Annotated in this window: 20 protein-coding genes; 13 read left to right on the top strand and 7 right to left on the bottom strand. The window is 63.9% G+C overall.

Features of this window, described 5'->3' with window-relative positions:
• Positions 1–216 precede the first annotated feature (216 nt).
• The 4 genes from uca (at position 217) to AOP74_RS01060 (ending at position 5,852) form a co-directional block, all read left to right on the top strand.
• Positions 217–3,801, top strand: a complete 3,585-nt coding sequence (gene uca, locus AOP74_RS01075; RefSeq protein WP_061960486.1) for an urea carboxylase — start codon at positions 217–219, stop codon at positions 3,799–3,801.
• A gap of 16 nt (positions 3,802–3,817) precedes the next feature.
• On the top strand, positions 3,818–4,579 hold the full coding sequence (locus AOP74_RS01070; protein ID WP_061960484.1) for an amidohydrolase family protein: 762 nt from the start codon (positions 3,818–3,820) through the stop codon (positions 4,577–4,579).
• Positions 4,580–4,641: 62 nt separating this feature from the next.
• Positions 4,642–5,046 (top strand): cytidine deaminase family protein, encoded by a 405-nt coding sequence (locus AOP74_RS01065; RefSeq protein WP_160297427.1) that lies wholly within the window; start codon positions 4,642–4,644, stop codon positions 5,044–5,046.
• Complete coding sequence (locus AOP74_RS01060) at positions 5,043–5,852, top strand: creatininase family protein (RefSeq protein WP_061960480.1); 810 nt, start codon at positions 5,043–5,045, stop codon at positions 5,850–5,852. The genes AOP74_RS01065 and AOP74_RS01060 overlap by 4 nt, the downstream gene beginning before the upstream one ends.
• Before the next feature lie 96 nt (positions 5,853–5,948).
• On the opposite strand, the gene AOP74_RS01055 is transcribed toward AOP74_RS01060, so the two are convergent.
• The 5 genes from AOP74_RS01055 to AOP74_RS01035 all read right to left on the bottom strand — a co-directional run bounded on the left by AOP74_RS01055 (position 5,949) and on the right by AOP74_RS01035 (position 11,569).
• Entirely contained in the window at positions 5,949–7,133 is a 1,185-nt protein-coding gene (locus AOP74_RS01055; protein ID WP_082095916.1) for an MFS transporter, read from the bottom strand.
• A 108-nt stretch (positions 7,134–7,241) separates the two neighbouring features.
• Positions 7,242–7,949, bottom strand: coding sequence for a GntR family transcriptional regulator (locus AOP74_RS01050; protein WP_061960478.1), 708 nt, complete (start codon positions 7,947–7,949; stop codon positions 7,242–7,244).
• Between the two features lie 85 nt (positions 7,950–8,034).
• A complete protein-coding gene (gene atzF / locus AOP74_RS01045) occupies positions 8,035–9,735 on the bottom strand; it encodes an allophanate hydrolase (protein WP_061960477.1) in 1,701 nt (566 codons plus the stop codon).
• A 404-nt stretch (positions 9,736–10,139) separates the two neighbouring features.
• On the bottom strand, positions 10,140–10,886 hold the full coding sequence (locus AOP74_RS01040; protein ID WP_061960476.1) for a phosphotransferase: 747 nt from the start codon (positions 10,884–10,886) through the stop codon (positions 10,140–10,142).
• A 26-nt stretch (positions 10,887–10,912) separates the two neighbouring features.
• The gene (locus AOP74_RS01035; protein WP_061960475.1) at positions 10,913–11,569 is read right to left on the bottom strand and encodes a cyclase family protein; all 657 of its coding nucleotides are present in this window, start codon (positions 11,567–11,569) and stop codon (positions 10,913–10,915) included.
• Between the two features lie 37 nt (positions 11,570–11,606).
• Between AOP74_RS01035 and AOP74_RS01030 the strand changes: the two genes are divergently transcribed.
• From AOP74_RS01030 to AOP74_RS01010, 5 genes are all read left to right on the top strand, one after another.
• A complete protein-coding gene (locus tag AOP74_RS01030; RefSeq protein WP_061960474.1) occupies positions 11,607–13,013 on the top strand; it encodes a bifunctional folylpolyglutamate synthase/dihydrofolate synthase in 1,407 nt (468 codons plus the stop codon).
• Entirely contained in the window at positions 13,010–13,504 is a 495-nt protein-coding gene (locus tag AOP74_RS01025; protein ID WP_061960473.1) for a DUF4233 domain-containing protein, read from the top strand. The genes AOP74_RS01030 and AOP74_RS01025 overlap by 4 nt, the downstream gene beginning before the upstream one ends.
• Before the next feature lie 26 nt (positions 13,505–13,530).
• Positions 13,531–13,986, top strand: coding sequence for a hypothetical protein (locus tag AOP74_RS01020; protein WP_152649113.1), 456 nt, complete (start codon positions 13,531–13,533; stop codon positions 13,984–13,986).
• Positions 13,987–14,061: 75 nt separating this feature from the next.
• On the top strand, positions 14,062–14,694 hold the full coding sequence (locus tag AOP74_RS01015) for a hypothetical protein (RefSeq protein WP_152649112.1): 633 nt from the start codon (positions 14,062–14,064) through the stop codon (positions 14,692–14,694).
• A 425-nt stretch (positions 14,695–15,119) separates the two neighbouring features.
• Positions 15,120–15,734: a hypothetical protein gene (locus tag AOP74_RS01010; protein WP_152649111.1), complete on the top strand. Its 615-nt coding sequence runs from the start codon at positions 15,120–15,122 to the stop codon at positions 15,732–15,734.
• 136 nt (positions 15,735–15,870) lie between these two features.
• Here AOP74_RS01010 and AOP74_RS01005 read toward each other — a convergent pair whose 3' ends face one another.
• Positions 15,871–16,371, bottom strand: coding sequence for an adenine phosphoribosyltransferase (locus AOP74_RS01005; protein ID WP_061960469.1), 501 nt, complete (start codon positions 16,369–16,371; stop codon positions 15,871–15,873).
• 46 nt (positions 16,372–16,417) lie between these two features.
• Here AOP74_RS01005 and ndk point away from each other — a divergent pair, with 46 nt between their 5' ends.
• Complete coding sequence (gene ndk, locus AOP74_RS01000; protein ID WP_061961858.1) at positions 16,418–16,855, top strand: nucleoside-diphosphate kinase; 438 nt, start codon at positions 16,418–16,420, stop codon at positions 16,853–16,855.
• Positions 16,856–16,957: 102 nt separating this feature from the next.
• On the top strand, positions 16,958–20,509 hold the full coding sequence (smc, locus tag AOP74_RS00995; RefSeq protein ID WP_174435630.1) for a chromosome segregation protein SMC: 3,552 nt from the start codon (positions 16,958–16,960) through the stop codon (positions 20,507–20,509).
• 17 nt (positions 20,510–20,526) lie between these two features.
• On the opposite strand, the gene AOP74_RS00990 is transcribed toward smc, so the two are convergent.
• Complete coding sequence (locus AOP74_RS00990; protein WP_152649109.1) at positions 20,527–21,762, bottom strand: hypothetical protein; 1,236 nt, start codon at positions 21,760–21,762, stop codon at positions 20,527–20,529.
• Positions 21,763–21,911: 149 nt separating this feature from the next.
• On the opposite strand from AOP74_RS00990, the gene AOP74_RS00985 reads away from it, so the two are divergent.
• Together AOP74_RS00985 and ftsY are read left to right on the top strand one after the other, a co-directional pair.
• Entirely contained in the window at positions 21,912–22,292 is a 381-nt protein-coding gene (locus tag AOP74_RS00985; RefSeq protein WP_152649108.1) for a hypothetical protein, read from the top strand.
• A 64-nt stretch (positions 22,293–22,356) separates the two neighbouring features.
• On the top strand, positions 22,357–23,490 hold the full coding sequence (gene ftsY, locus AOP74_RS00980; RefSeq protein WP_061960466.1) for a signal recognition particle-docking protein FtsY: 1,134 nt from the start codon (positions 22,357–22,359) through the stop codon (positions 23,488–23,490).

Below are 23,490 nucleotides of genomic sequence, written 5' to 3'. Positions count from 1 at the left end.
GGCCCTGTCTCGATTCCAGGATCACCCCGCGGCATGAGTCGTTCGCGCCATCGGCGGGAAAATTTACATGGGGGAAACGCTCGTGTCGCTGTTCGGATACTCAAGCGTGTAGATTGGATCCAACTTGCTCTAAATAGTAGACAACTCCGCATGGTTGCTCCGACTTGTGAGATCCCCAGGGCGGTCGCGGATTTGTCTGAAAGGACCTAGCCGGACATGTCACTCACCATTACCGCTGTATTGGTTGCGAATCGCGGCGAGATCGCGCGCCGTATCATCCGTGCCGTTCAGTCCGCGGGACAGACAGCAATCGCGGTATACACGGCTGCCGATGCTGCTGCTGCGCACGTGCGCGAGGCGGATGTGGCGGTCGCATTGTCTGCGGACGGAGCCGGATATCTCGACATCGCTGAGATTATTGACATTGCCACTGGTGTCGGAGCTGACGCTATTCATCCAGGGTACGGGTTCCTTTCGGAGAACGCCGCGTTTGCTGAAGCTGTCGATGACGCAGGGCTCACGTTCATCGGCCCAACAGCCCGCCAAATCGCGTTGTTCGGTTCCAAATCCCGTGCCCGATCGCTCGCCGCCAGTGCAGGCGTAAGCAGCATCCCAGGCACGGGGGTTCTTGGCTCTGCGGCGGAAGCGAATCGAGCCGCAGCGTTGATTGGATATCCGGTCATGCTGAAGGCCGTTGCTGGGGGAGGAGGGATGGGAGTTCAGCGGTGCGACAACGAGACAGAGCTCGTTGAGGCCTACTCGGCGCTAGGTTCGCTTGCATTCCGCCTGTTCGGTGACTCCAGCGTGTTTCTTGAAAAGGCCATCATCGCTCCGCGCCACGTCGAGGTCCAGATCGTAGGGGATGGAAGCGGGAATGTTGTCGTGCTGGGTGATCGAGATTGTAGTCTCCAGCGGCGTCATCAGAAGGTGATGGAGGAGGCTCCGGCGATTGGCCTTCACTGCCGTCTGCGTGACCAGCTTTGGGAGGATGCGCGACGTATCGCATCGGCAGTGAACTACCGCTCCGTAGGAACTGTGGAGTTCCTCGTGAGCGGTGATGATCACTATTTCTTAGAGGCGAATACCCGTCTCCAAGTTGAACACCCGGTGACCGAGCAGGTGAGCGGAGTTGACTTGGTCGACGTGATGCTCCGGCTCGCTGGCGGTGAGAAAACTCTGCCTGAAATAGTCCAGACAGGACACTCCGTAGAAGCTCGAGTGTGTGCGGAGGACGTCTCTGCAGGCTTTCGACCAAGTTCGGGACTGGTTACCCGGGTGCTACTGCCCGAGGGCACCGGCGTCCGCGTCGAAGCGGGAATCGAAACCGGTGATGTCGTGACGACTGACTACGACAGTTTGCTGGTCAAAATCATCGCGACTGGTCAGGATCGGGCCGAAGCCTTCTCCATCTTGGCGGGTGCGCTCGCTGACACTCGAATAGACGGCATCGAGACGAACCTTCCTTTGCTGAAGGCGCTCGCCGTGGATCCGCTTGTGGTCGATACGACTCCCACGACGAATACCTTGGCGTCCGTCGACGTAACTGACGCCAGGATCGTTGTTGAACGGCCGGGTATGTCGACAACATTGCAGGATTGGCCGGGCCGTGTTGGCCACTGGCAAGTGGGAGTTCCTCCGTCCGGGCCCTTCGATGATGTCTCGATGCGCCGCGCCAATCGGTTGGTGGGTAACGATGAAGGAGCAACTGCGCTTGAAGCTACGATGCAGGGTCCCGCCCTTTCATTCAGCTATGACACCTATGTGGCGGTCACGGGAGCGCCAGCGCAGGTCCGACTTGACGGCGTAAACGTGGAGCAGTGGGAACTGATCCGGGTCGATGCCGGGCAGGTGCTCGATGTCGCAACTCCTACGGCAGGTGCGCGTACGTATATCGCGGTTGCTGGAGGATTCGACGCTCCCACGTACCTGGGGAGTGCATCGACCTTTGTCGCAGGAGGATTTGGCGGCCACGGCGGGCGAGCATTGCGGCTCGGAGACGTCTTGCGGGCAGGGGCGGGTGCCGCTCTTGCCCCTGACAAGAGTGCCGGGCTCGACCGTCCTGAGTTCCCCGGTGCGTGGGTGTTGCATGTTGCTGAGGGCCCGCAGCCAGCGCCGGAGTACTTCACTCGAGAGTCTATTAACGCGCTTTATGAAGCCGAATGGCGCGTTCACGTCCACGCTGCGAGGACCGGTGTGAGGCTGATCGGCCCGAAGCCTACGTGGGCACGGCCAGATGGCGGCGAAGCTGGACTGCACCCATCCAACCTCCACGACAATGCCTACTCCGTCGGGGCAATCAACTTTACTGGTGACACTCCCTCGATTCTCGGCCCCGACGGCCCGTCTCTGGGAGGGTTCGCGTGCCCGGTGACCGTGGTCTCGGCTGATCGATGGAAGATCGGCCAGATGCGTCCTGGTGACACGGTAACGCTCGTCCCCGTAGATGACTCAATAACGTCTGATATCCGTTCCGCCCGCGCAAAGGCTGCTGTCTTCAACCCTTCCCACGTCGGCAGTGACTCGGACGACGGTGTGCTTGGGCGACGCGAGGCTGAAGCCGACAGCCCAGCCGTTGTGTACCGCCGTGGCGGTGACGACAATCTCTTAGTCGAGTACGGCGACATGGAACTCGACCTCGGACTCCGCTTGCGCGTCCATGCGCTGATGGAGGCGCTGACCGAACATTCCGCGCGTGGGGTCGTCGATGTGACACCCGGTATCCGGTCGTTGCACCTCCACGTCGACGCCGACCAGATGAGTGTGCGGGACCTTCATCGTCTCTTGGAAGAGCTCGAATCCGCTTTGCCTGCCACTGACAACCTCGTGGTGCCGAGTAGGGAGGTGCACCTCCCCATGTCGTGGGATGACCCTGTGGTTAGAGCTGCGATAGGCCGCTACGAAGATCTCGTTCGTGACGACGCACCATGGAGCCCGGACAATATTGAGTTCATTCGCCGCATCAATGGCTTGGCAGAGGCCGACGATGTACGGCGGACGGTCTTTGACGCGTCATACATGGTGCTCGGACTCGGCGACGTATACCTGGGTGCGCCCGCGGCTGTACCGATCGACCCCCGGCACCGCCTCGTCACGACTAAGTACAACCCGGCACGCACATGGACTGCGGAAGGAACAGTTGGCATCGGTGGAAGTTACATGTGTATCTATGGCATGGATAGCCCCGGTGGATATCAACTTGTTGGAAGAACGCTCCCGATCTGGGGCGGAGTTCGTAATTCAAACCCAAACTTTCTCCCGGGTGAACCGTGGTTGCTGCGGTTCTTCGACCGCGTGAAATTTGTCGAGGTCGATCCAGACACCCTTGAAGAACAGCGGATTGCCTTCGCAGCAGGGCGCTTCGAAGTCCCTGTGACTGAAGGAGAGTTCTCGCTGGCGGAGCATCGTGAGTTCTTGGAGCGGGAAGCCGAATCAATATCGCTGTTCCGCGGGCGACAAGGCGAAGCCTTCGAAGCAGAGCGCGCCGCATGGGAGGCCTCAGGGGAATTTGAAGTGGCCGACCCCGGGCCCTTGGGCGATTCCGACCTCGGAACTAGTCCCGCTACTGAGGTCCCCGACGGGGCGGACGTGTGCGTAGCACCCATGGCCGGTGTCGTCTGGAAAGTACCCGCCGTACCAGGTCAGGAAGCTGGCGCGGGCGACGCAATCGTTGTCCTCGAGGCCATGAAGATGGAAGTTCCCGTTGTGCCCGAGCGTGCCGTCACTGTCCTGGAACTACTTGTCAACCCCGGCGAACCGGTCACCGCGGGCCAACCGGTAGCCATCGTCCGTCCCATCGTCTGAACACAAGGAGAAGCTCATGATTATTGATAGTTACAACACAACGCAGGATGTGCGTGGGCGCAGTGACTACCTCACCGGCGCGCGTCCAGGGCAACAGGCGCCGCCTTATGTGCCGTTTGATGCCTCTCGCATCCTCGACCGGATGGACGCGGCGGGAGTGGACAAGGCGATGGTGTGTTCGCTAGCGCAGCGCATCGAGAATGAGTTCCTCGCGGGACTTGTCAAGCGTCACCCTGACCGACTCTTCGGGTTTGGCCAAGTCATGCCACAAGACGACGACGCCACCGAGCAGATCCGAACGTTCGTCGATGCGGGTCTTGTCGGACTAAAGCTTCATCCGAGTATGCACGGCTACCACGTTGCCGATCACGGACTGCTCGATCCCGTTTTTGAGGTTTGCGCTGAGTTGAAGATCCCGGTACTTATTAACGCGCTGGATGATGCGTTTTGTGCGCCGTTTGCTATCGAGGAGATTGCGAAAGACCACCCGACGGTGCCCACCATCATCGCTCACATGGGTGCAGTGTGGAACGTCCCAGAAGCGATCATCGTCGCTGAGCGCCGCGAGAACGTCTACTTAGAAACGTCGGCGACCCTCATGTCAGACGTTAAGCGAGCGTACGCTCGGGTCGGGGCGGAGAAGATCCTGATGGGTTCCGAGTGGCCCGGTTCCGACTTCGACCTTGAGCGTATGAAGATTGCGAAGGCGGTACCGGATGCCGATGATCGTGCGTTGATTGAAGGAGGGAACATGTGCCGAATCATGGGCTGGGTATGAGCGCCCAACGCCCAACAGTGATCCAGGCCCAGGCCTGTATGGGAACCGCTGACTCTGCGCTCATGAGCGAAGCCATCGCACTTCTTGAGGCGCGGTATGAGGTTCGTCGACATGAGGTCGCGGCCGCTGCGCGTTTAGAGGACGGCCGAGTGGTGACGGGCATTCACGTCGAAGCCTCCCAGGGTCGCGCTTCAATATGCGCAGAGTCGGGAGTCGCCTCTGCCGCGGTGGCCGTCGGGCTGCGCGTCGTGTCCCTCGTGGCGGTTGTGAGGAGGCCAGACGGCACGGATCATCTCATTGAGCCTTGCGGCGTGTGCGCTGAGCTCCTGGCCGAGATGTGGCCGAGCGCGCGTGTATGGGCTGGCAAGGCGGGGGATCCAGCGGCCGTTACTGCAGAAGAGCTGTTGCCCTACCGCCATCAGCGCATAGGACGCCTAACTACGCCTTTCAAGGAGGACCCCGCATGACCCCATCATTGCCACCCACTGGACTTGATATCCGCGCACTTGCCTCAGAACTAGGAGGAACCGGCGCGCCGTTGAGGTGGGAGGAACTCGATTGGCTATCAGTGTCCTCGACCGTCGAACACCACCGTGCAGCCATCATTCCTATCGGTGCGATCGAACAGCATGGGCCGCACTTGCCCATGAATGTTGACACCGAGATCGATGCCGCACTGACCGACTGCGTGTCCGCCATTACTGGAATTCCAGTTGTACCCCCCGTCTCGATCGGGGTCTCCGGGTCTCACGGCGACTTTCCCGGCACGCTCACCTTGCGCCCAGAAACGCTCATTGCTGTCATGCATGACTTGACCGACTCTTTGTACGCCTCCGGTGTGCGCCAGTTCATCTTCATTTCGGGGCACATCTGGAACAACGGTGCCCTCGACGTGTCGATAGAAAAGCTCCGTACTCGTTACGACGACGTGCGCGCTCGCTCGATCGGGTACGTAACCATGTATCCCGGGCCCGAGGTTGACGGGCGAGTCCAATTCGGACGTGGTTTGATGCACGCCAACTTCTTTGAAACTTCTGTAATGCTGCACTTGCGGCCCGATCTGGTGCGCATGGACAAGGCGATCTCACATGCCGACGTAGATTCGTTCTGGGACTACCGAATGGATCAGGTGTCGGAGTCGGGGGTGTGGGGCAACGAAGTTGAAGCGGCAAATGCCGAGCATGGACGAGCCGAGTTTGATCGTTGTGTCGAACGCACCTCGCGAGCGCTTGCAGCGGCTGTTCGCGAGCAGGAGCCGCAACGCACGCGATAGGCATTTCGACGATTCAGCCGGCGGTCACTGTGGTGGCCGCCGGCTGCTTTTCGTTGGCCTTGCGTCGCGTCCATCGACCCTTGACGCGCGTGCCTTTTAACTCCTCGCGGCATTTCGAGTTTTAGCCGGAGGTAAGAGGGGGATAACTGCGATTTGAGCCACAGCACAGAGCGCGATCGTCGCTGTCGATCCCACGACAACAATCAGGGATCCTCCAGCGACGGCCCCGACTGCCATGCCTGCTGACGTCGCGGCGGAGAACCAGCCAATGGCGGTTGACCTATCTGGCCCCGCGAGCGACTGGGTCGCCAGCACGGTCAGCGAGGGATAGAGCGGCGCATAGCCAAATCCAAGGGCGATTGCTGCCGCGCATGCAGTAGCGAATCCTGGGGCAACAGCAAGTCCCGCTAGTCCTAGTGCAACGACTCCGAGCGCCGTTTGCGTGGCGCGTGTGGGTCCAAGGCGGTCGGTGAAGGACGCCAGCGCGATACGGGCGAGTAATACTGAACTCGCGAACACCAGCAGGATGGTGGCTCCGCCCTGGAGCCCCGTTGCGGGAATGCTGCGTGCCTCCAGATGCGAAACGAGGAATGCCGTGAGCACGCCCTGTGCGCCCCAAGCTGCAATGGCCACTGCGGCGGGCACGGCGACGGCTCGGCGCACGGTCGTCACGGTGGAGGCCTGACCCGCCCGGGAGTCTTCACCACGCACGGGGTTGCCCCGTACCGTCACAGCGAGAATAAAGGTCAGAGCCTGGACCGCGAGCAGAACGGCCCAGGTGCGGCCGTTGCCAATGGCTGCATATACGTTCTCTGCCAGCACTGGCCCGATCGCCAAGCCCAACCAGACGCTCATCCCGTAATAACCGAGAGCGCGGCCGCGAGAAGCCGCAGGGGAGGTGGCGCTAACCCACGCTGTGGTCGCCACGGTAATTCCAGCGTTTCCGAGGCCGTATACGATCCGGCTCGCCACGATTCCAGGAGTTGCGAACGCGATGGTCGCGATCCCGATCCCGATGGTGGCCAGGGCGGCTGCCACAATTGTGACTCTCGGTGGGCCGAATCGTCCTGCTAAGTAGCCCAGCGCGGGCATGGTGGCCATTCCCGCGAACCCCGCTATCGCAACAAAGCTACCCGCGATGGCCGTGTCGTACCCGAGAAGTTCAGGGACGGATCTATTCAGGAGCGGGGCTGTGGCTGCCATAACTGCGTAGTTCGCGGTCGCGGCAAGAGTGACGAGCCAAAAGCCCCATGAACGGTGACCTGCGGGGGCAAGAGGCATGGAGTGCTCCGAGACATAGCGTAATGGACCCTATTATCAGTATATTGGATCCAAACCCGAATGACGTGCACTGGCTCAGTGTCGGATGTCAAAACCGGGAGTGAGGGCTTAGTGGCGAAGTATCTTGGTCGAACGCCGTTCGTACCAGCGTGCGACCTGATCACCCGCGCTGAGGACGTGGGCCCGCATCAGGTCCGATGCCGCGTTGGCGTCCTGGGCGGCAAGCGCGTCGATGATGCGTGTGTGTTCTCGGTGGTTTTCTTCGCGGTGGCTTGCGTTTTCGAGTAGGAGCAAACCTGGCACATTCTTGGGAAGAGACGCTTGAACGCCGTCGAGCACGGACTCGAGGCGGGCGTTGTCGGCGGCCGCCAGGATTGCTGGGTGCAGTGCGTACTCGTTCGCCGCATCCAGTATCTGACTCGTGGAGTCCTGGGAGCCCTCCTGGGCGGCCGCTCGGGTGAGGTCGAAGAGCTTGTCGTTGTGCTCGCGCATCTGGGCGATGGCTTGAGTCGACAGCCGCGTCGCCGCGCGTCGTGCGGCGAGGGCCTCTAGTTCTGCGCGCACTTCGTAGGACTCGCGGACCTCCCAGGGTGTGGGAATCCGCACGATCGCGCCGCGGTGAGGGAATATTTCGATCAGCCCGCCTGCCTGAAGTTGACGGAGGGCTTCTCGTACGGGAGTGCGGCTCGTGCCAAAGCGCACGGCCAGATCCGCTTGGCGCAGTGGTGTCCCCGCGGCGATTTCTCCCGACACGATCAAGTCACGAAGCTTGTTGGCAAGATCGTCGACCAGTGCGGCGCTGTCTGTGGCGGTCATATAGGAATTGCCCCTCGCAGGTTGTCTTGGAGCGCGCGCGATACCGCGCCGTTGGATCCAATTGACACAGTCTAGGGCACGCCTGTCAGGCGGTCCGTTGGGAACGCCTGTGTGCTCGCCAGTCACCAACGGAGGTGATGTCCGTGCCGTCCATGTTCGTAGACAAGAACCCGGTGACCACTGCGCCGGTATCGAGTTCAACCGGGCCGAGTGCCAGCGGTACTCGAACGTCGGCGAGGAGCGGGCCCCAAGCGCTCGGAGGGAGCATCCACAGTTCCCCGTTGATGCGTGCGCCTTCACCCTGCGGTGCTGGTGCTACTCCTGGTTTCGGCACATCTCCTGGTAGCTCGACCATGCGGTAGCTCTCCGTGGTGGCGATTGGGCCGACAAGAGTGGCGCCTCGGTCAGTGAGTTGACCGTTCAGCGGCTCTCCCGAGAGGTGGGCGCCAAAGACTGCTAGGGGGGTGCCCCCACCCAGCCGCGGTGGCGAACTCTCCCCGGTTAAGATAGCGGCGAGGTCCAGCGCAACCTGATCCTCGAAGGCGCGCGCGACCACGGTGACGCCAAAGCCGCCGGTTTTCGTGCTTGCTGCCGGCACTGCGACGCCGCACAGGTCAAGAAGGTTCATGAAGTTTGTGAAAGTCCCCATGCGCGTATTCGTGGCGACGGGATCCGCTTCCACCTCGGCCAGAGTGGGGTGCATGGGCGCCGTGGGAATGAGTAGTGCGTGAGTTTCTTTGAGGAGCCGTCTTGCCTCGGCGCGCGCCTGGTCAAGCCGCTCGGTGTCCTTCACAAGGTCGACAGCGTTGTGCCGGCTTGCGCCAGCGGCGATGCTCGCGACAATCGGGTTCGCACCTTCCGGGTGGCTGGCAAGGAATTCTCCGTATGCTGCGGCACGTTCTGCGGCGATGGCGCCGCCATACAGGAGCTTCGCGGCTTCGAGCAGTCCGCTGATGTCCACTGTCACCAACCGGGCTCCGCTCGCCTCGAGGCGGCGCGCGGCCGCCTCGAAGGCCTCTACTCGTTCAGCGTCGAGAGACGTGAGGTCTTCGGCGCGAGGAACTGCAACGGTAGGCGTCGGGGGAGCCGCCAGCGGGGCATCTAGTGACCATGTTCGAGATAGCGGGTCCGCAGTATTGGGGCCGATGAGGACTGCGGCGGCCCTTGCTGCAGTGGCGACGTCCCGTGCAAACACGGTGACACAGTCATAAGTGCGAGAGGCGGGCACGACGCCGGACGCAGGGATGAGTCCGCGAGTGCACTTGATGCCGACGATGCCGTTCAGGGCGGCAGGAACACGGCCACTGCCGGCGGTGTCGGTTCCGAGTGCGATGTCGACTAAATTGCGGGCCGTCGCCACCGCCGAGCCTGAGGACGAGCCTCCTGCGATCCTGCCTGAGTGGGTGGCGGACTCCAGGGCTCCAAAAGGGGAACGGGTGCCGACGAGCCCAGTGGCGAACTGGTCCATGTTTGTCGACCCAATGATGATTGCGCCAGCTTCGCGAAGCCTCGCGACAGCTGCAGAGTCGGCACTGGCAACCGCACCAAAGTTCGGGTGTGCAGCAGTGGTGCGAATCCCCTCCACGTCAATGTTGTTCTTGACTGCGACGGTGAGCCCCGCGAGGGGGAGTGGTTCGCCCGTTGTGACCCTCTCATCGACAGCCTGCGCCTCGGCGAGAATGGCTGAGGCGTCTCGGAGCTCAATCCACACCGCTCGAGTGGGGTCGGCGTCGATGCGCTTCAGGGTTGCGTGTGCGCGCGAGACGGCAGTCGTGTGGTTGTCCACGGGGGCCTCCGATGATCAGCCGTTAGGTATGTTGCATCCGATAATACGTTAATTGGATACCTTTCTTGCGGGGGCGTCAAATTGCTCTGCCTGATGTGCCCCCGCAGCCTTAATCCCGCTAGCACTCCCGGCCTTCAAGTGGGTGATTTCTGATGGACTGTCGGTCGTCTCCATCGTTGTCCGCGCTATTTCCTCACGCGGTCCCTCGTTCGCGCCCACTGGACCCGATGCGGACCCGCTGGGAGCGACAGCGATGGGTTGTGCCTGGGGTGTGTTTTCGCGGGAACCGTTGAGTGTCCAATCGCCAACCCCGCCGTTATGGCTGCGGTGTCCGAGGGCGCGGGTTCAGCCAGCGATCTTTTAGGGTCGGACGGTATCGATGCGGCTCCACCAAACGTTACGGCTCACCAGGGCCGTTGCCCGCAGTCCGGCTGGCCGGTCAGGCGGGTCGCGTCGCGGCGGTACATCTCAGCGTGAGCGTGGAGCTCCGACGCGCCCGAAGCGACCGCATGGTTATCTGACCAATCCGCGAGGTCCAGGAGGCGCGTGTGCATGGTGGCGAGTACTTCGCGTGACGTGGGTGCTACATCGCGACCGTACGCGTCGAGAAGATCGTGGAGACGATCTCCTGGAGTCGTACCCGCCGGGGCGGGCATATCTTCGCACCAGCCACACAGGCGATACGCGAGGTAGGCGAGATCCCACACTCTGGGGCCGGGCGAGGACATATCGACGTCAATAAACGCCACGACACGAGTGCCGTCATGGACCATGTTGTAGGGGGCGGCGTCGTTGAGACAGATGACTTCGGGCGGCTCGTGGCTGGGCGAACGCCAGTGCGGGGAATCGGGATCAAAGTCCACGGATGCGTCGTGCAAGAAGCGCAACATCTGGCCAACCTGGACTCGAGTCTTCTCCGTCCACACCCACTGCGGAACCGGCCAGCCGCCCACGTTGCCGTCGATCCACGTCAGTACCTCGCGGCCTTGGGAGTCGAAGCCCAGGGGCGCCGGTACGAATGTCATGCCACTGTCGCGCACGTGTGTGAGGAATGCGTGGATGGTCGGCGTCCATGGCCCCGCTGTGCGGTGAACGGTGTCGCCAATCCGTTCGACCTCGTTGACGTGACCTCCAGAGATGTCTTCTGTCATGCGAGAACTCCTTGCGAGTGGTGGTGCTACGCGGGAACGGTTGCGAACGGACGGACGGGCGAGGTCGCCAGGCCCGCGAAGTTCAACGGAACGGCTGTCACGGTGAAGCCGTCGCGTGGCAGCCGGTCGATGTTCGTCATGTGCTCGATGATCGGAATGCCCGCAGCGAGCAGCGAAGTGTGGACGGGTCTCGCGTTCGTGGATGTGCCGTCGACGTTTGGGCCGTCGATTCCCACCATGGCCGGCCCCGCGGCAGCAAGCGCGGCTCCGGCGTCGGCGCTGATGAACGGAGCGTCGACCACGTAGCCATCCGTATTGAACCGTGCACTCGCGCCGGTGCGCACAAGGACGGCTTTGCCTTCGATGTCCAGGCCGGCCACAGCATCGGCCGAAAGAAAAGACCCCTCAACGTCGATCACGATCCCGGGAACACTCACGAGACGGTCCAACTCGTATCCGGTGATGTCCGCGCCGCCGGGGAAGCGGTGTAGGGGAGCGTCCATGTACGTGCCGGTGCCGCCAATGACATCCAGGTGAGAGAACGCGAACGACGTCCCTTCGGCGTACATCGACGCGGTGTCGGAATGGGTGCGCCACCAGCCGATGCGCGCGCTGGGCTGGCCGGGAGTGGTTACCGTGCCGTCGGCGACGGGCTGCGACAGGTCGATGTGAGTGACGGGCATGGCGCGAGTCTAGGTGCGGCATGGGAGACTGGGTCCCATGCCTGAGTCTTCTGACCTCATGCTTGGTGGCCTCTCTCCGGACGAGGCCGAGCGCGAGATTTATCAGCACATCATCTCCCGCAACCCCGAGCACTCCTTTGAACCGACCCTTGACCGTGTGCGCGACGTGTGCGCGCTGCTCGGCGATCCCCAGCATGCGTACAAGGTGATTCACCTCACCGGTACCAACGGGAAGACGTCGACCGCCCGCATGGCCGAGTCGCTCGTGCGCGAGCACGGACTGCGGACCGGGATGTTCACGTCGCCGCACCTGTCGTCCGTGCGCGAGCGTATCCAGATCGACGGTGAGCCCATTGCGCAGGAGGACTTCATCCGCCTGTGGACCGAGGTCGCGCCGATCATCCACCTGGTCGATGCGAAGTCGATCGAGAACGGCGGGCCGCGACTGAGTTTCTTCGAGGTGCTCGTGGTGCTCGCATTCGCGGCCTTCGCCGACGCGCCCGTTGATGTCGCAGTGATCGAGGTCGGCATGGGTGGCGTGTGGGATGCGACCAACGTTGCCGATGGCGACGTGTCCGTCATCGCGCCCATCTCGATGGACCACGCGCAGTGGCTTGGCGATTCGCTCGCCGGTATCGCGAGCGAGAAGGCGGGCATCATCAAGCCCGGAGCCGCGACCATCATCTCCGAGCAGTCGGAGGCGGTCCTGCCGGTGCTGATTGGCGCTGCGGCGGAGCGCGAAGCCCGCGTGCAGTGGGAGGGCTCCGACATCGAGGTTGTTGAACGCCAGCCAGGCGTAGGCGGCCAGCTCGTCACTCTGCGCACCACGGCGGCGACCTACACCGACATCTTTGTCCCGCTTTACGGCGACTACCAGGCATCCAACGCGCTGCTGGCGCTCGCGGCGGTCGAGGCACTCATGGCCGACGGGGGAGAGCCCGCCGCACTAGCCGGCGAGACCATCGAGACCGGCTTCGGAAACGTCACGTCGCCGGGCCGCCTCGAGGCTGTGCGCACCTCGCCCATGGTTCTTGTCGATGCCGCTCACAACCCTGCGGGCATCGACGCGCTCGTGGGCGCGCTCGAGGAGTCGTTCACATTCAAGTCGCTCGTCGGCGTCGTCGGGATCCTCGAGGACAAGGATGCCGAGGGAATCCTGGCGGGACTCGAGCCTGCGCTCGACCACGTGGTCCTGACCGCGTCGACCTCGCCGCGCGCAATGTCGACTGATGACCTTGAAGCCATCGCCACTCCGCTGTTCGGCGAGGACCGCGTCACCGTCGCGAGCAACCTGCCTGATGCGCTCGACCGCGCCGTGCAGATTGCCGAGCGCGACCACGACATGGGCGCGGGTGTGCTCGCCGTCGGTTCCGTCACGCTCATTTCAGAGGTGCGCATCCTCATGCGGGCCGACGAGCGTAAGGGCACCGGGCAGGCACGATGACCGAGCAAGACCCCACGCCTCCCACGCCACTCGATGGTGAAGGCGCCGCTTCCAGCCCGGCCCCAGCATCGGCCGAAACCACGGAACCGGACGTCCCCAAGACCGGCAAGAAGCGCTCCGCGAAGCTGATCTTCACACAGGCCGTTCTCATGCTCGAGGCGTTCTGCGCTCTGTTTGCGACGCTGCTTCTGTGGGGTCTCGCGCGTGGCGGCATGGTTGACGTGCCGATCCCGTGGCTGCTTGGCGGCGGACTCGTGCTGGTGCTCATCATGGCCTGGGCGTCAGGGAAGCAAGCGAAGTCGTGGGGCCAGCCGCTTGGATGGGCGCTGCAGGTACCCCTGATCGTTGCCGGCTTGCTTGACCCCGCGATTGCCGTCGTCGGCGTCGTCTTCTTGATTCTGTGGATCATGGGACTGCGCATTGGCGGCCGTATTGACCGCGAACGAGCCGAGTTCGACGCGGCCCAGGAAGCACGGGAGTCGCCGGAGTGAGTTCCGCGCGGGTCTTCCTCAGGCGCATGATGCTTGCTCTTGTGGCCGGGACCATCGGCATCTCGATGGTGTTCTGGGGCTTGGAGCAGGCCGCGCTCTTGCGGATGGCGGAGGTGCGAGGTGAGTCCGATGGAAACCTGCCTTTCACGGTCTATATGACGATCTTCTTTGGCCTTCTCGTGACGTTCTTCACCGTCGCGTTCGCGCTACGGACGTGGGCCCAGCACCTGCGGGAGAACCCCGGGACCAAGCAGATGCCGCTGTGGGTGGCGATCCTGGTCATGGCGATCTCCGGTGCGTTGCTGATTACCGCGCTTGCCATCCACGCGGGTTGGATGCGCGAGCAGAGCCCGGTGCCGCTCGAGCCCGACCTCGGATTCATTCTGTTCGAGACTCTGTGCCTGACGCTCGTGCTCGTCCCGCTGGTGTTGATCGGCGTGCGCTGGGCGCCTGGGTATAAGGCGGTTCCGCGCAAGCGCTGAGCTCGACGCGGGTTTTCCACAGATTGCGGTTTTGCCCTCGCGAGGTGGCGCGTGGCGCGGCTATCGTCGCGTGGCATGGGGGCACAACAGACTTCTCGAATTCGTAGAACCTTGGTCGGCGCCGTTGCTGGCCTGGGTACGTTGGTACTGCTCGCCGGGTGCACCGGGGAAGGTGTTGCTGGGGTCTCGGTGAGCCCATCGGCCGATGCTGGCGCGGCAGAGGTGTCCGCGGCGCCTACTTCGATCACGCCACCCGCGACGGCGGCCGAGGTGAACCCAGTGGAGTTGGCTGAGGATTTTCCCGAAGCGCAGTCAGTTGAAGACGTCGCGGGCGCAACTGCGTTTGCCACGCGGTTTCTTTCGAGTTACCACGACATTGTTGGTGAGGCACCGGCGCTCTTCGCCGCGTTGACCACCGCGGACTGTGACTTCTGTTCTGGTGTTAAGGATCACTATGAACAAGTGGCGAGTGAGAATGCCGAGCTCAGTGGCGGTGCCATCGAAGCGCGAGCAGTCGACTCAAAATCAGGCCTGCAGCAAGACGGCACCTGGGCAATCGAGTTTGAGGTTGACGTCGAGGACTTGGTGAGGACCTCGTCGGATGGCGCTTCTGAGGTGATTGACGATGGTGGTCCAGGGCTTGCGACTGTAATTCTGATCTATGAAGACCACTGGCGCGTGCAATACGTCGGAGCAGAGCGCACGTGATGTCTCCTGTCGTGGTCGCGCTTGGGTTAGCGGCCGGCAGCTTGCTGATTTCCCAGCCGCTGGCTCGGGCCTCTGCCCCATGTAATGACGGCGATGCGAGTTCGGGCCTCTTTGCGATGACTTGCGGAGACCGCCTTGAAGCGGAGCTCCGCGAGGATTCCGGACAGACCGTCGACCAGTCCGGTTTCGGTGAAGGTGCCGAGCATCGCGAAGTGCGTTGGGAACGGGCGCCGATTTGTGCGGCATGGACTATGTCGGGCGAGTATGCCGCAGGGGTGTCAGTAGAGTTTCACGGCACAATCCCCGTCTGTGGAGGTGCGGGAGAGGCCACCCCAGGCGTCGAATGCACGGATGGGCAAGTTCTTCAGGATCCGCTTTGGCGGTCGGATCCGGTTTCTGACACCGCATACGGTCCGTGGCGACGTGTGAGCAACTACACCTGCACTACGGATCCGATTCATGCGTTGGCGATTGAGGCGTGGCAGTCCATGACGATCGCGCCCGAGGGCTATGTGTTGCAGCCCGACAACGGATGGGCGACCACTCACCAGGGGTTCTACGCGATTCCCAATGGAGAACCGCAGACTGCGACCGTGACGCTCGCAGGCACCACGGTCACACTGCGAGCCACTCCAACTACATGGCACTGGTCTTCCACCGACGGCGACGAATACGTCCACACCACCCCGTCAGGTGGCTACGAGAGCGATGATGATCCGATCACGTTCATGCCGGGTGAGCGACGCATCGGCTGGAATCTCACCACGACATGGGAAGGTGCCTACAGCCTCAACGGCGGTGATACCTGGATCGATGCGCCGGGCACGGCAACCACGACCAGCGAACAGCGCTCCGTCCACCTCTATTCGCCGACGCCACGCCTGGTGGACTGTGACTTGGGCGGCAACTGCGCATCCGGCCAGAAGGCACCCACCGGTGCGGTCCCAACATTGACCGACCCGGATGCCGACGGCACCGACAACTACACCGTCCCAGACGACGACATCAACACCTACCTCGACAAAGTCGGACGCGGTTAACCCCGGCCAGCACCACTCACGCAGCAATCACCGAGAACTGACGGCCACGAGCCCTCCGGCTCCCAAACCCCGCCGAGTATGTACGGCCAGGGCACAAGGGGGCGAGGGAGAGGGCAGGGAAGGGGGCGACGGAGCGCTAGACGTGCACGACCGTGTTGACGGCGTAGTCGGCCAACCGCTCGCGGCCCATCAAGGCTTCGATCTCCATCAAGAAACTGAACTGCACGCTCGCCGCACCCGCGCGCTCCAGCATGTCCGCAACGGCGACCGCGGTACCGCCCGTGGCGAGCACGTCGTCGATCACGAGCACGCGCTTGCCCGCAATGCCGTTTGGGTCGAGGACGAGCTCGGATGCGCCGTACTCAATGGTCGCGTCGGCCTCGAGCAGTTCGCCGGGCATCTTGCCCTTCTTACGCACCATCGCCATGCCGAGTTCAAGGGACTGAGCAACAACCGGCGCAAAGATGAAGCCGCGCGCGTCCACGCCCACGACGACATCGACGGGGGAGACAGGCATCAACCCATCGCACGCGTCACGGAAGCGCGCAGGGTCGGCCAGGATCGGCGAGATGTCGTAGAACAAGACGCCGGGAACGGGGAAGTCGGGAAAGGTCGCAAAGTCATCGAGCGTGATCACCGCACTATGCTCCCACGCGCGCCTTCGCGCCGGTATGGTCGTGGCCATGACCGATGCGAATACGCCCACCGAACGCACCCTCATCCTCGTCAAGCCTGATGGCGTCAGCCGCGGCCTGTCCGGCGAGATCCTGCGCCGCATCGAGGCCAAGGGCTACAAGCTCGCCGCCGTCGAACTGCGCACCGCGACCCCCGAACTCCTCGAGCAGCACTACGAAGAGCACGTCGGCAAGCCGTTCTACGAGCCGCTGGTTGAGTTCATGCTGTCCGGGCCCACGCTGGCGGTCGTCGCCGAGGGTGACCGCGTCATCGAGGGCTTCCGCTCGCTGGCCGGCACCACCGACCCCACGTCGGCAGCGCCTGGCACCATTCGCGGTGACCTGGGTCGTCAGTGGCCCACCAAGGTGCTCCAAAACCTCGTGCACGGCTCCGACTCCACCGAGTCGTCCGCCCGCGAGATTGGGATCTGGTTCCCTTCGCTGTAGTGCGCAACCCAAGGCGTGAGGCCATTCGGGAGGAGGGCCGATGCTGGCTATACCTGGTACGCCTCACGTTCGTAGCGCTGTGCGTCCCCTAGGCTGACCTGCGTGTACCTCAAGACACTGACGCTCCGAGGCTTTAAGTCCTTTGCGTCTGCCACGACGCTGGAGTTCGAGCCGGGAGTCACCTGTGTGGTGGGCCCTAACGGCTCGGGCAAGTCCAACGTCGTGGATGCGCTCGCCTGGGTGATGGGTGAGCAGGGTGCGAAAACCCTGCGTGGCGGCAAGATGGACGATGTCATCTTCGCTGGTACTTCCGGTCGTGCTCCGTTGGGCCGCGCCGAGGTCTCGCTGACGATCGACAACACCGACGGCGCTCTTCCCATTGAGTACACCGAGGTCACGATCTCGCGGACCCTGTTCCGCTCCGGCGGGTCCGAGTACGCGATCAACGGCTCCAACTGCCGTCTGATGGATATTCAGGACCTGCTGAGTGACTCTGGGCTCGGCCGTGAGATGCACGTCATCGTGGGTCAGGGTCAGCTTGATGCCGTGTTGCGCGCGACCCCTGAGGAGCGACGCCACTTCATTGAGGAGGCCGCCGGCATCCTTAAGCACCGCCGCCGTAAGGACAAAGCGCTGCGCAAGCTTGACGGGATGCAAGCGAATCTCACGCGCGTCCAGGACCTGACCGCTGAGATTCGCCGCCAGCTCGGGCCCCTCGGCAAGCAGGCAGAGGTCGCCCGCCGCGCTCAGCAGATCCAAATCGATGTGCGCGACGCACGTGCCCGACTGCTTGCAGATGACCTGGCGCAGATGCAGGCCAAGCTGGATGCCGGTAAGGCAGATGAGTCAGCACTCCTTGAACGCCGTGAACAGGTCGAGAAAGAACTGGGGGAGGCCCGCGACCGCCTCGCGACACTCGAGCGCAGCGCCGCCGAAGCCACCCCCGCCCTTACCGCCGCGAATGACATTTACTACCGACTCAGCGCGATCCGTGAGCGCCTGCGCAATCTCGAGTCGCTCGCCCAAGAGCGCCTACGCATGCTCGGCACCGCGACCGACGCCGCGCCGCCCACCGACCTCGTGGACCTGGACGAGCAGCTCGAGCGGGCTCGGGCGGCCAAGCAGGAGTTGGATGCGGAAGTCCAGCAAGCGGCCGATGCTTTGGTCACTGCTGAGGAGGAGCGTCAAGAAGCGGAGAAGGTCGCCGAGGCTTCAGAAAAGCACCTGGCTAACCTCATGCGGTCGGTCGCCGACCGACGTGAAGGCGTTGCGCGCCTAGCGGGCGACGTATCCGCGCGCCGCAGCCGTGTCGAGGCGGCCGAGCAAGAGATCGGGCGTCTGCGCGAGGCCAAGGACGATGCCGACAAGCGCGCCCACGACGCCAACACCGAGTTCAAGGCGCTCGAAACGACCGTTGCATCGGTCGAGGGCGACGAGGAAGACCTCGACGCACTTCACGAAGCCGCCACCGAGGCGTGGGACAACGCCAAGGCCAAGCGCGACGAACTTAAGGACGCCCTCCACGTCGCGATGCGCGAGCGTGACACGTGGGCCGCGAAGGTCGAAGCCCTCGAGATGTCGCTGGCCCGTAAGGACGGCGCCGGAGAGCTTCTGGCCTCGGGTTCGACGTCAGTGCGCGGAACCGTCGCCGCCCTGATCGAAGTGGGCGCAGAAGCAGAGGACGCGATTGCCGCCGCGCTCGGCCCACTTGCTGACGCACTCGCCGTTGAATCCGTCGAAGACGCCGTCGACGCCATTCGCTGGCTACGCGATGAAGACGCAGGTCGCGCGCGGTTCCTGGTGGCCGACCCATCAGCAACGATCAGCCAGCCTGATGTCACGCTGCCTGCAGGCGCTGACTGGGCCGCAGACCTCGTGTCCGGAGCCGGCGGAATCGCGGAGACCGTTCGTTCGCTGGTGTCCGGCGTCGCCGTCGTCGACGACCTCGCCGCAGCGCGCTCCCTGGTCGGGAAGCTTCCTCAAGTGACCGCAGTCACGCGCCGCGGAGATGTGCTGGGAGCACGGTCCGCTTCGGGAGGTGCCGGAGACGCCCCAAGCGTCCTCCAGATGCAGGCAGCGCACGACGAGGCACGCGCCAAGCGGGACGCCGCGGCCAAGCAGGTGGAGAAGATCACCCAGGATCTCGCCGATGCCGAAGAGGCCACCGCGGACGCCCGCAGCCACCATGAACGCACCCTCGAGCGCCTCAACGAGTCGGACGCCAAAATGGCCGCCGTCGCGGAGCAACTTGGCCACTTGGGCGCTTCAGCCCGTGCCGCAAAGGCGGACTCTGAACGCCACGTCGGCCAGATTGAGGCCGCCCAAGCCCGCATGGCCGAGCAGTCCGAGGAGCTCAAGAGCCTCACCGAACGCCTTGCCGCAGCTCAGGCCGAACCCGAGCAAACCGAAGCCGACACCCGCGAAGCGCAAACGCAGCGCGATGACGATGAAGCATCGGCCCGTTCCGCACGTGCCCGCGAAACTGAAGCCCGCCTCTCGCTACGTACTTCTGAAGAGCGAGCCCGAGCATCGGCCGCCCGTGCCGAGTCACTTGAGCGCGCTGTGGAAGCCGAGCGGGACGCCCGCGTGCGCGCTGAAGAGGCCGCCAAGCGACGCGAACGCCAGGCCCTCGCCGCGCGAGAGGTCATTGCTGGCTGCACGGACGCGCTCGCGGCCATCGACTCCTCGGTCGCCCAGGCAGACGACGCGCGCGCCGCGGCGGAGGCCGCTCGCAACGAGCGCTCCGGACAGCTCGGTGACGTACGCAAGCTTGTCGAGCAGATGGCCGACGAGCACCGTCGCTTGACCGACGACGCCCACCGCGACGAGGTCATGCGCACGCAGCTACGTGTGCGCCATGAGCAGTTGGAACAGCGCGCCGTCGATGACCTGAGCATGGACCCGGCGCAGCTGGTCGAGGAGTTTGGCCCTCACCTCCCGGTCCCCGTCCACGAAGGTGAACCGGACGAGGACGGCAACCCCCCGACCGAGCCGTACGTGCGCGAGCGTCAGGAGAAGCGCCTGCGCACCGCTGAGCGCGCCATGAACCAGCTGGGCAAGGTCAACCCTCTCGCGCTCGAGGAGTTCGCCGCGCTCGAGGAACGCCACACCTTCCTCCAAGATCAGCTCGCCGACATCAAGAAGTCCCGCGAGGACCTGCTCGAGATCGTGCGCGAGATCGACGAACGCGTTGAGCGCATCTTCGTCGAGGCCTTCGAGGACACCGCGAAGCAGTTCGACAGGATCTTCCCGCGGCTCTTCCCTGGCGGCGAGGGAAAGCTCGTCCTCACTGACCCCAAGAACATGCTCACCACGGGCATCGAGATTGAGGCGCGCCCCGCGGGCAAGAAGGTCAAGCGGCTATCGCTGCTGTCGGGCGGCGAGCGGTCACTCACGGCCGTGGCGATGCTCGTCTCAATCTTTAAGGCCCGCCCTAGCCCGTTCTACGTAATGGACGAGGTCGAGGCGGCGCTCGACGACATCAACTTGGGTCGCCTTCTCGAGATCTTCACCGAGCTCCAAGAAGACAGCCAGCTCATTGTCATCACGCACCAAAAGCACACCATGGAGATCGCCGATGCGCTCTATGGCGTCACGATGCGCGGCGACGGTGTGACGACGGTGATCTCGCAGCGCCTCAGCGACGAGGTCTAACTCACGCCCGCGGCGCGCTACGAATCCGTCGCGACAACCCGGAAGTCGTAGGCCTCGCCTGGCTCGCCGAGGTAGTCCGTCACCGCAACAACCCATGTGCCGCTGCTGAACACCTGGTCGAGCAGTGGATCGGTGTCGGCGAGGCTGGTTGCCAGCGGATTCCCGTCGGCCCACGCCACGCGGAACGGTGTGCCATCGGCCTCGAATCCCAGCACCTCGAGCACCAGATCCTGAGAGCCGAGCGTTGCCGCCTGGATAGTGAGGCGCTGGCTTTCATCGACGCTGACGCAGAGGTATTCGCCTTCGCTCTCGACGGTCATCGCGTCGCCCACACTGAGCGCCGGGGCGTCCTCGCACACGTCCGGCGTGAGCGAGGCCTGTGATGCGGACGGCGTTCCGTGGCGCATCAGCGTTCCGGTGTCGTCGACATAAACCTCGACGTCCGCGAAGGGCGCCTCGTCCCAGGCGGCGATCTCGACGAAGTACGCGCCAGCCTCCAAGTCCCAACTCACTTCCGGGTCGGTGCCGAACGTGTCGTCGATCGCGATGATGGGGGAGCGGGCCTCGTCGGCCGTCGTGACGAGCAGTCTCAGGTCCGCATCGCCGCCGTCGGAGTCCGCCCCGATCTTCACGAACGCGTCCGCGGATACCTCAAGGCACGCCAAGGGGTTCTCGTCGGACACGGTCGCGGGCGCATCGGTGGCCACAGTCGGTACGTCCGCTGGGCACGCGGTCGCGGCGGCCGTCGAGGAATCGGGCTCGCTCGTGGGTTCGTCCGATGCTTCAGTTGCCTGGGAGGTGGCGGTCACCAAGAGGAACGGCGGGGGAGGATCACTCGGCGCGCCGGTCACTGTGACCTGAATTTCATAGATTCCTGGGGTGACCTCAGCGGTCACTTCGGGGTCGGCCTCAGGCGTGGAGTCCGCCGTCGCGAGGACATCACCGCTGGCAGTCGCGAGCGTCACCGTAATGGGGGTGTCGGGCTCGAGCGATGCGGCGCCCACGGTCAGCGTCGTATCGGTGTCGATCGTGACGCAGATGGGGTCCTCGGGCTCAGAGACCTGAGTATTGAGGTCGATATACTCGACACCGTCGGCGTTGCAGCCGGCTTCCGCCACGGGAGTGGACGAGGTCTCCGTCGGGCCCTCATTTGATCCCGTGGTCAGCACTACGGTGACCACGCCAAGCGCCACGAGCGCGATGGCGACGGCTATCCAGATTCCGCGGGTGCGCGCAGGCGATGCGTTCATCATGTGGGGGAGGCTATCGGCTCCGGAGTGCATGCGCGGCCACGACGCGGCGCGGGCCACCTCCTTGTATCCCAAGGTTATTGGCGCCGTCCGCGAGTGTCCGTTTTGTCCGTTTGTCTCGCATGGAGGTTGCTTCGATGTTCAGTTCGCCCGTGTCTTTCCTCATCGTCACCGTCCTGCTGTCGCTCGCCGTTGTGGCTGTCGCCGGACTGTCGGAGGGTCGCCTGCGGCACGTGCTCCGGATCGCCTTTGGCCTGGAGCGCAATCGGGGCAAGGAACACGTCTACGACGAGATCGAGCGCCCCGCCAGCGACTGGTCCCTATTGCAGGGAATCCACGCTGAGCCCGAGGAGCTCTCTGGTGCCGACCGCGCCAAGGCATGGACCATCGACGCCTACGGCCAGGCCAAGGACCTGACGCGTTCCGCCTTCGACGCTGGCCGCGAGCAGATCGCTAAGGCTGCTCCCATCGAGCCCTCGACTGACACGAGCGAGTTCCCCACCACTGGCGAACTCGCCGTGGGACGCCGCTAACGCCTGACCTTAATATCCAGTGCGCGGGTGTGAAGCACTGCGCTGACCTGAGAGACTGGGCGTCATGGACGTGACCTGGATTCCCGGTGATGCCGACCTCATCGTCGTCGCCGTTGTGGCATTGGCAGCACTCGGCGGTGCCGTCGGGTTCCTCAAGCTAGGCAAGGGCTCGGATTCGACCCCGACCACGCGCCCCCCAGAGACACGCGACGCGGGCGCTGAGGCATCCGCACCAGCGAGCGAGGAACCCAGTTCCCCCGCCGCGACCGCGACTGTTGAGGCGCCGGAGTCTCCCGATGGCCGCCTCGGACGGCTACGTTCACGCCTGTCCGGTGGCCTCGGGGCGAGCCTGCTGGCGATCTTCTCGCGCGGCTCGCTGTCCGCGGATGACTGGGACGAACTCGAAGAAACGCTGCTCATGGCAGACGTGGGAGCCAGCGCCACCGACGAGATCCTCGAATCTCTCAAGGCGCGACTGAAGGCTGACCCCGACGCCGATCCCCGCGAGACGTTGCGAGCGGTCCTCCTCGAAATCGTCGATCCCACGCTCGACCGCGAACTCAATCTGTCCGCTCCCGCATCCGGCGCGCACGAGGCGATCATCGTCGTGGGCGTAAACGGAGTCGGTAAGACCACGTCCGCAGGCAAGATTGCGCGCGTTCTCGTCGCGCAGGGCCGCACCGTGGTGATGGGCGCCGCCGACACCTTCCGCGCGGCCGCCGCAGACCAGCTCGAAACATGGGGCGCCCACGTGGGTGTGCCCGTCGTGCGCTCGGACCGCGATGGCGCCGATCCCGCGTCGGTTGCCTTCGAGGCCGCCGCAAAGGCAAAGGAAGACGGCACGGACGTCGTCCTGATCGACACCGCGGGACGCTTGCAGAACAAGGCGGGCCTCATGGATCAGCTGGGCAAGATCATCCGGGTGTCCTCCAAGGCGGCGACGCCGGTCGAGGTGCTCCTCGTCCTTGACGCCACCACGGGTCAAAACGGGATGACCCAGGCCAAGGTGTTCGCAGAAGCGGCACCGGTGTCCGGCATCGTCCTGACAAAGATGGATGGCACCGCAAAGGGTGGCATTGTCGTCGCGGTGCAGCGCGAACTGGGCGTTCCGGTCAAGCTGATTGGCCTCGGCGAGGGCGCTGACGACCTGGCGCCGTTCGACGCCGCAGAGTTTGTCGACGGACTCCTGGGTTCCTAA

Origin of the sequence: Demequina flava (assembly GCF_000975035.1) — a bacterium.
GTDB lineage: Bacteria > Actinomycetota > Actinomycetes > Actinomycetales > Demequinaceae > Demequina > Demequina flava.
This window is presented reverse-complemented; position numbering and strand designations above follow the sequence as displayed.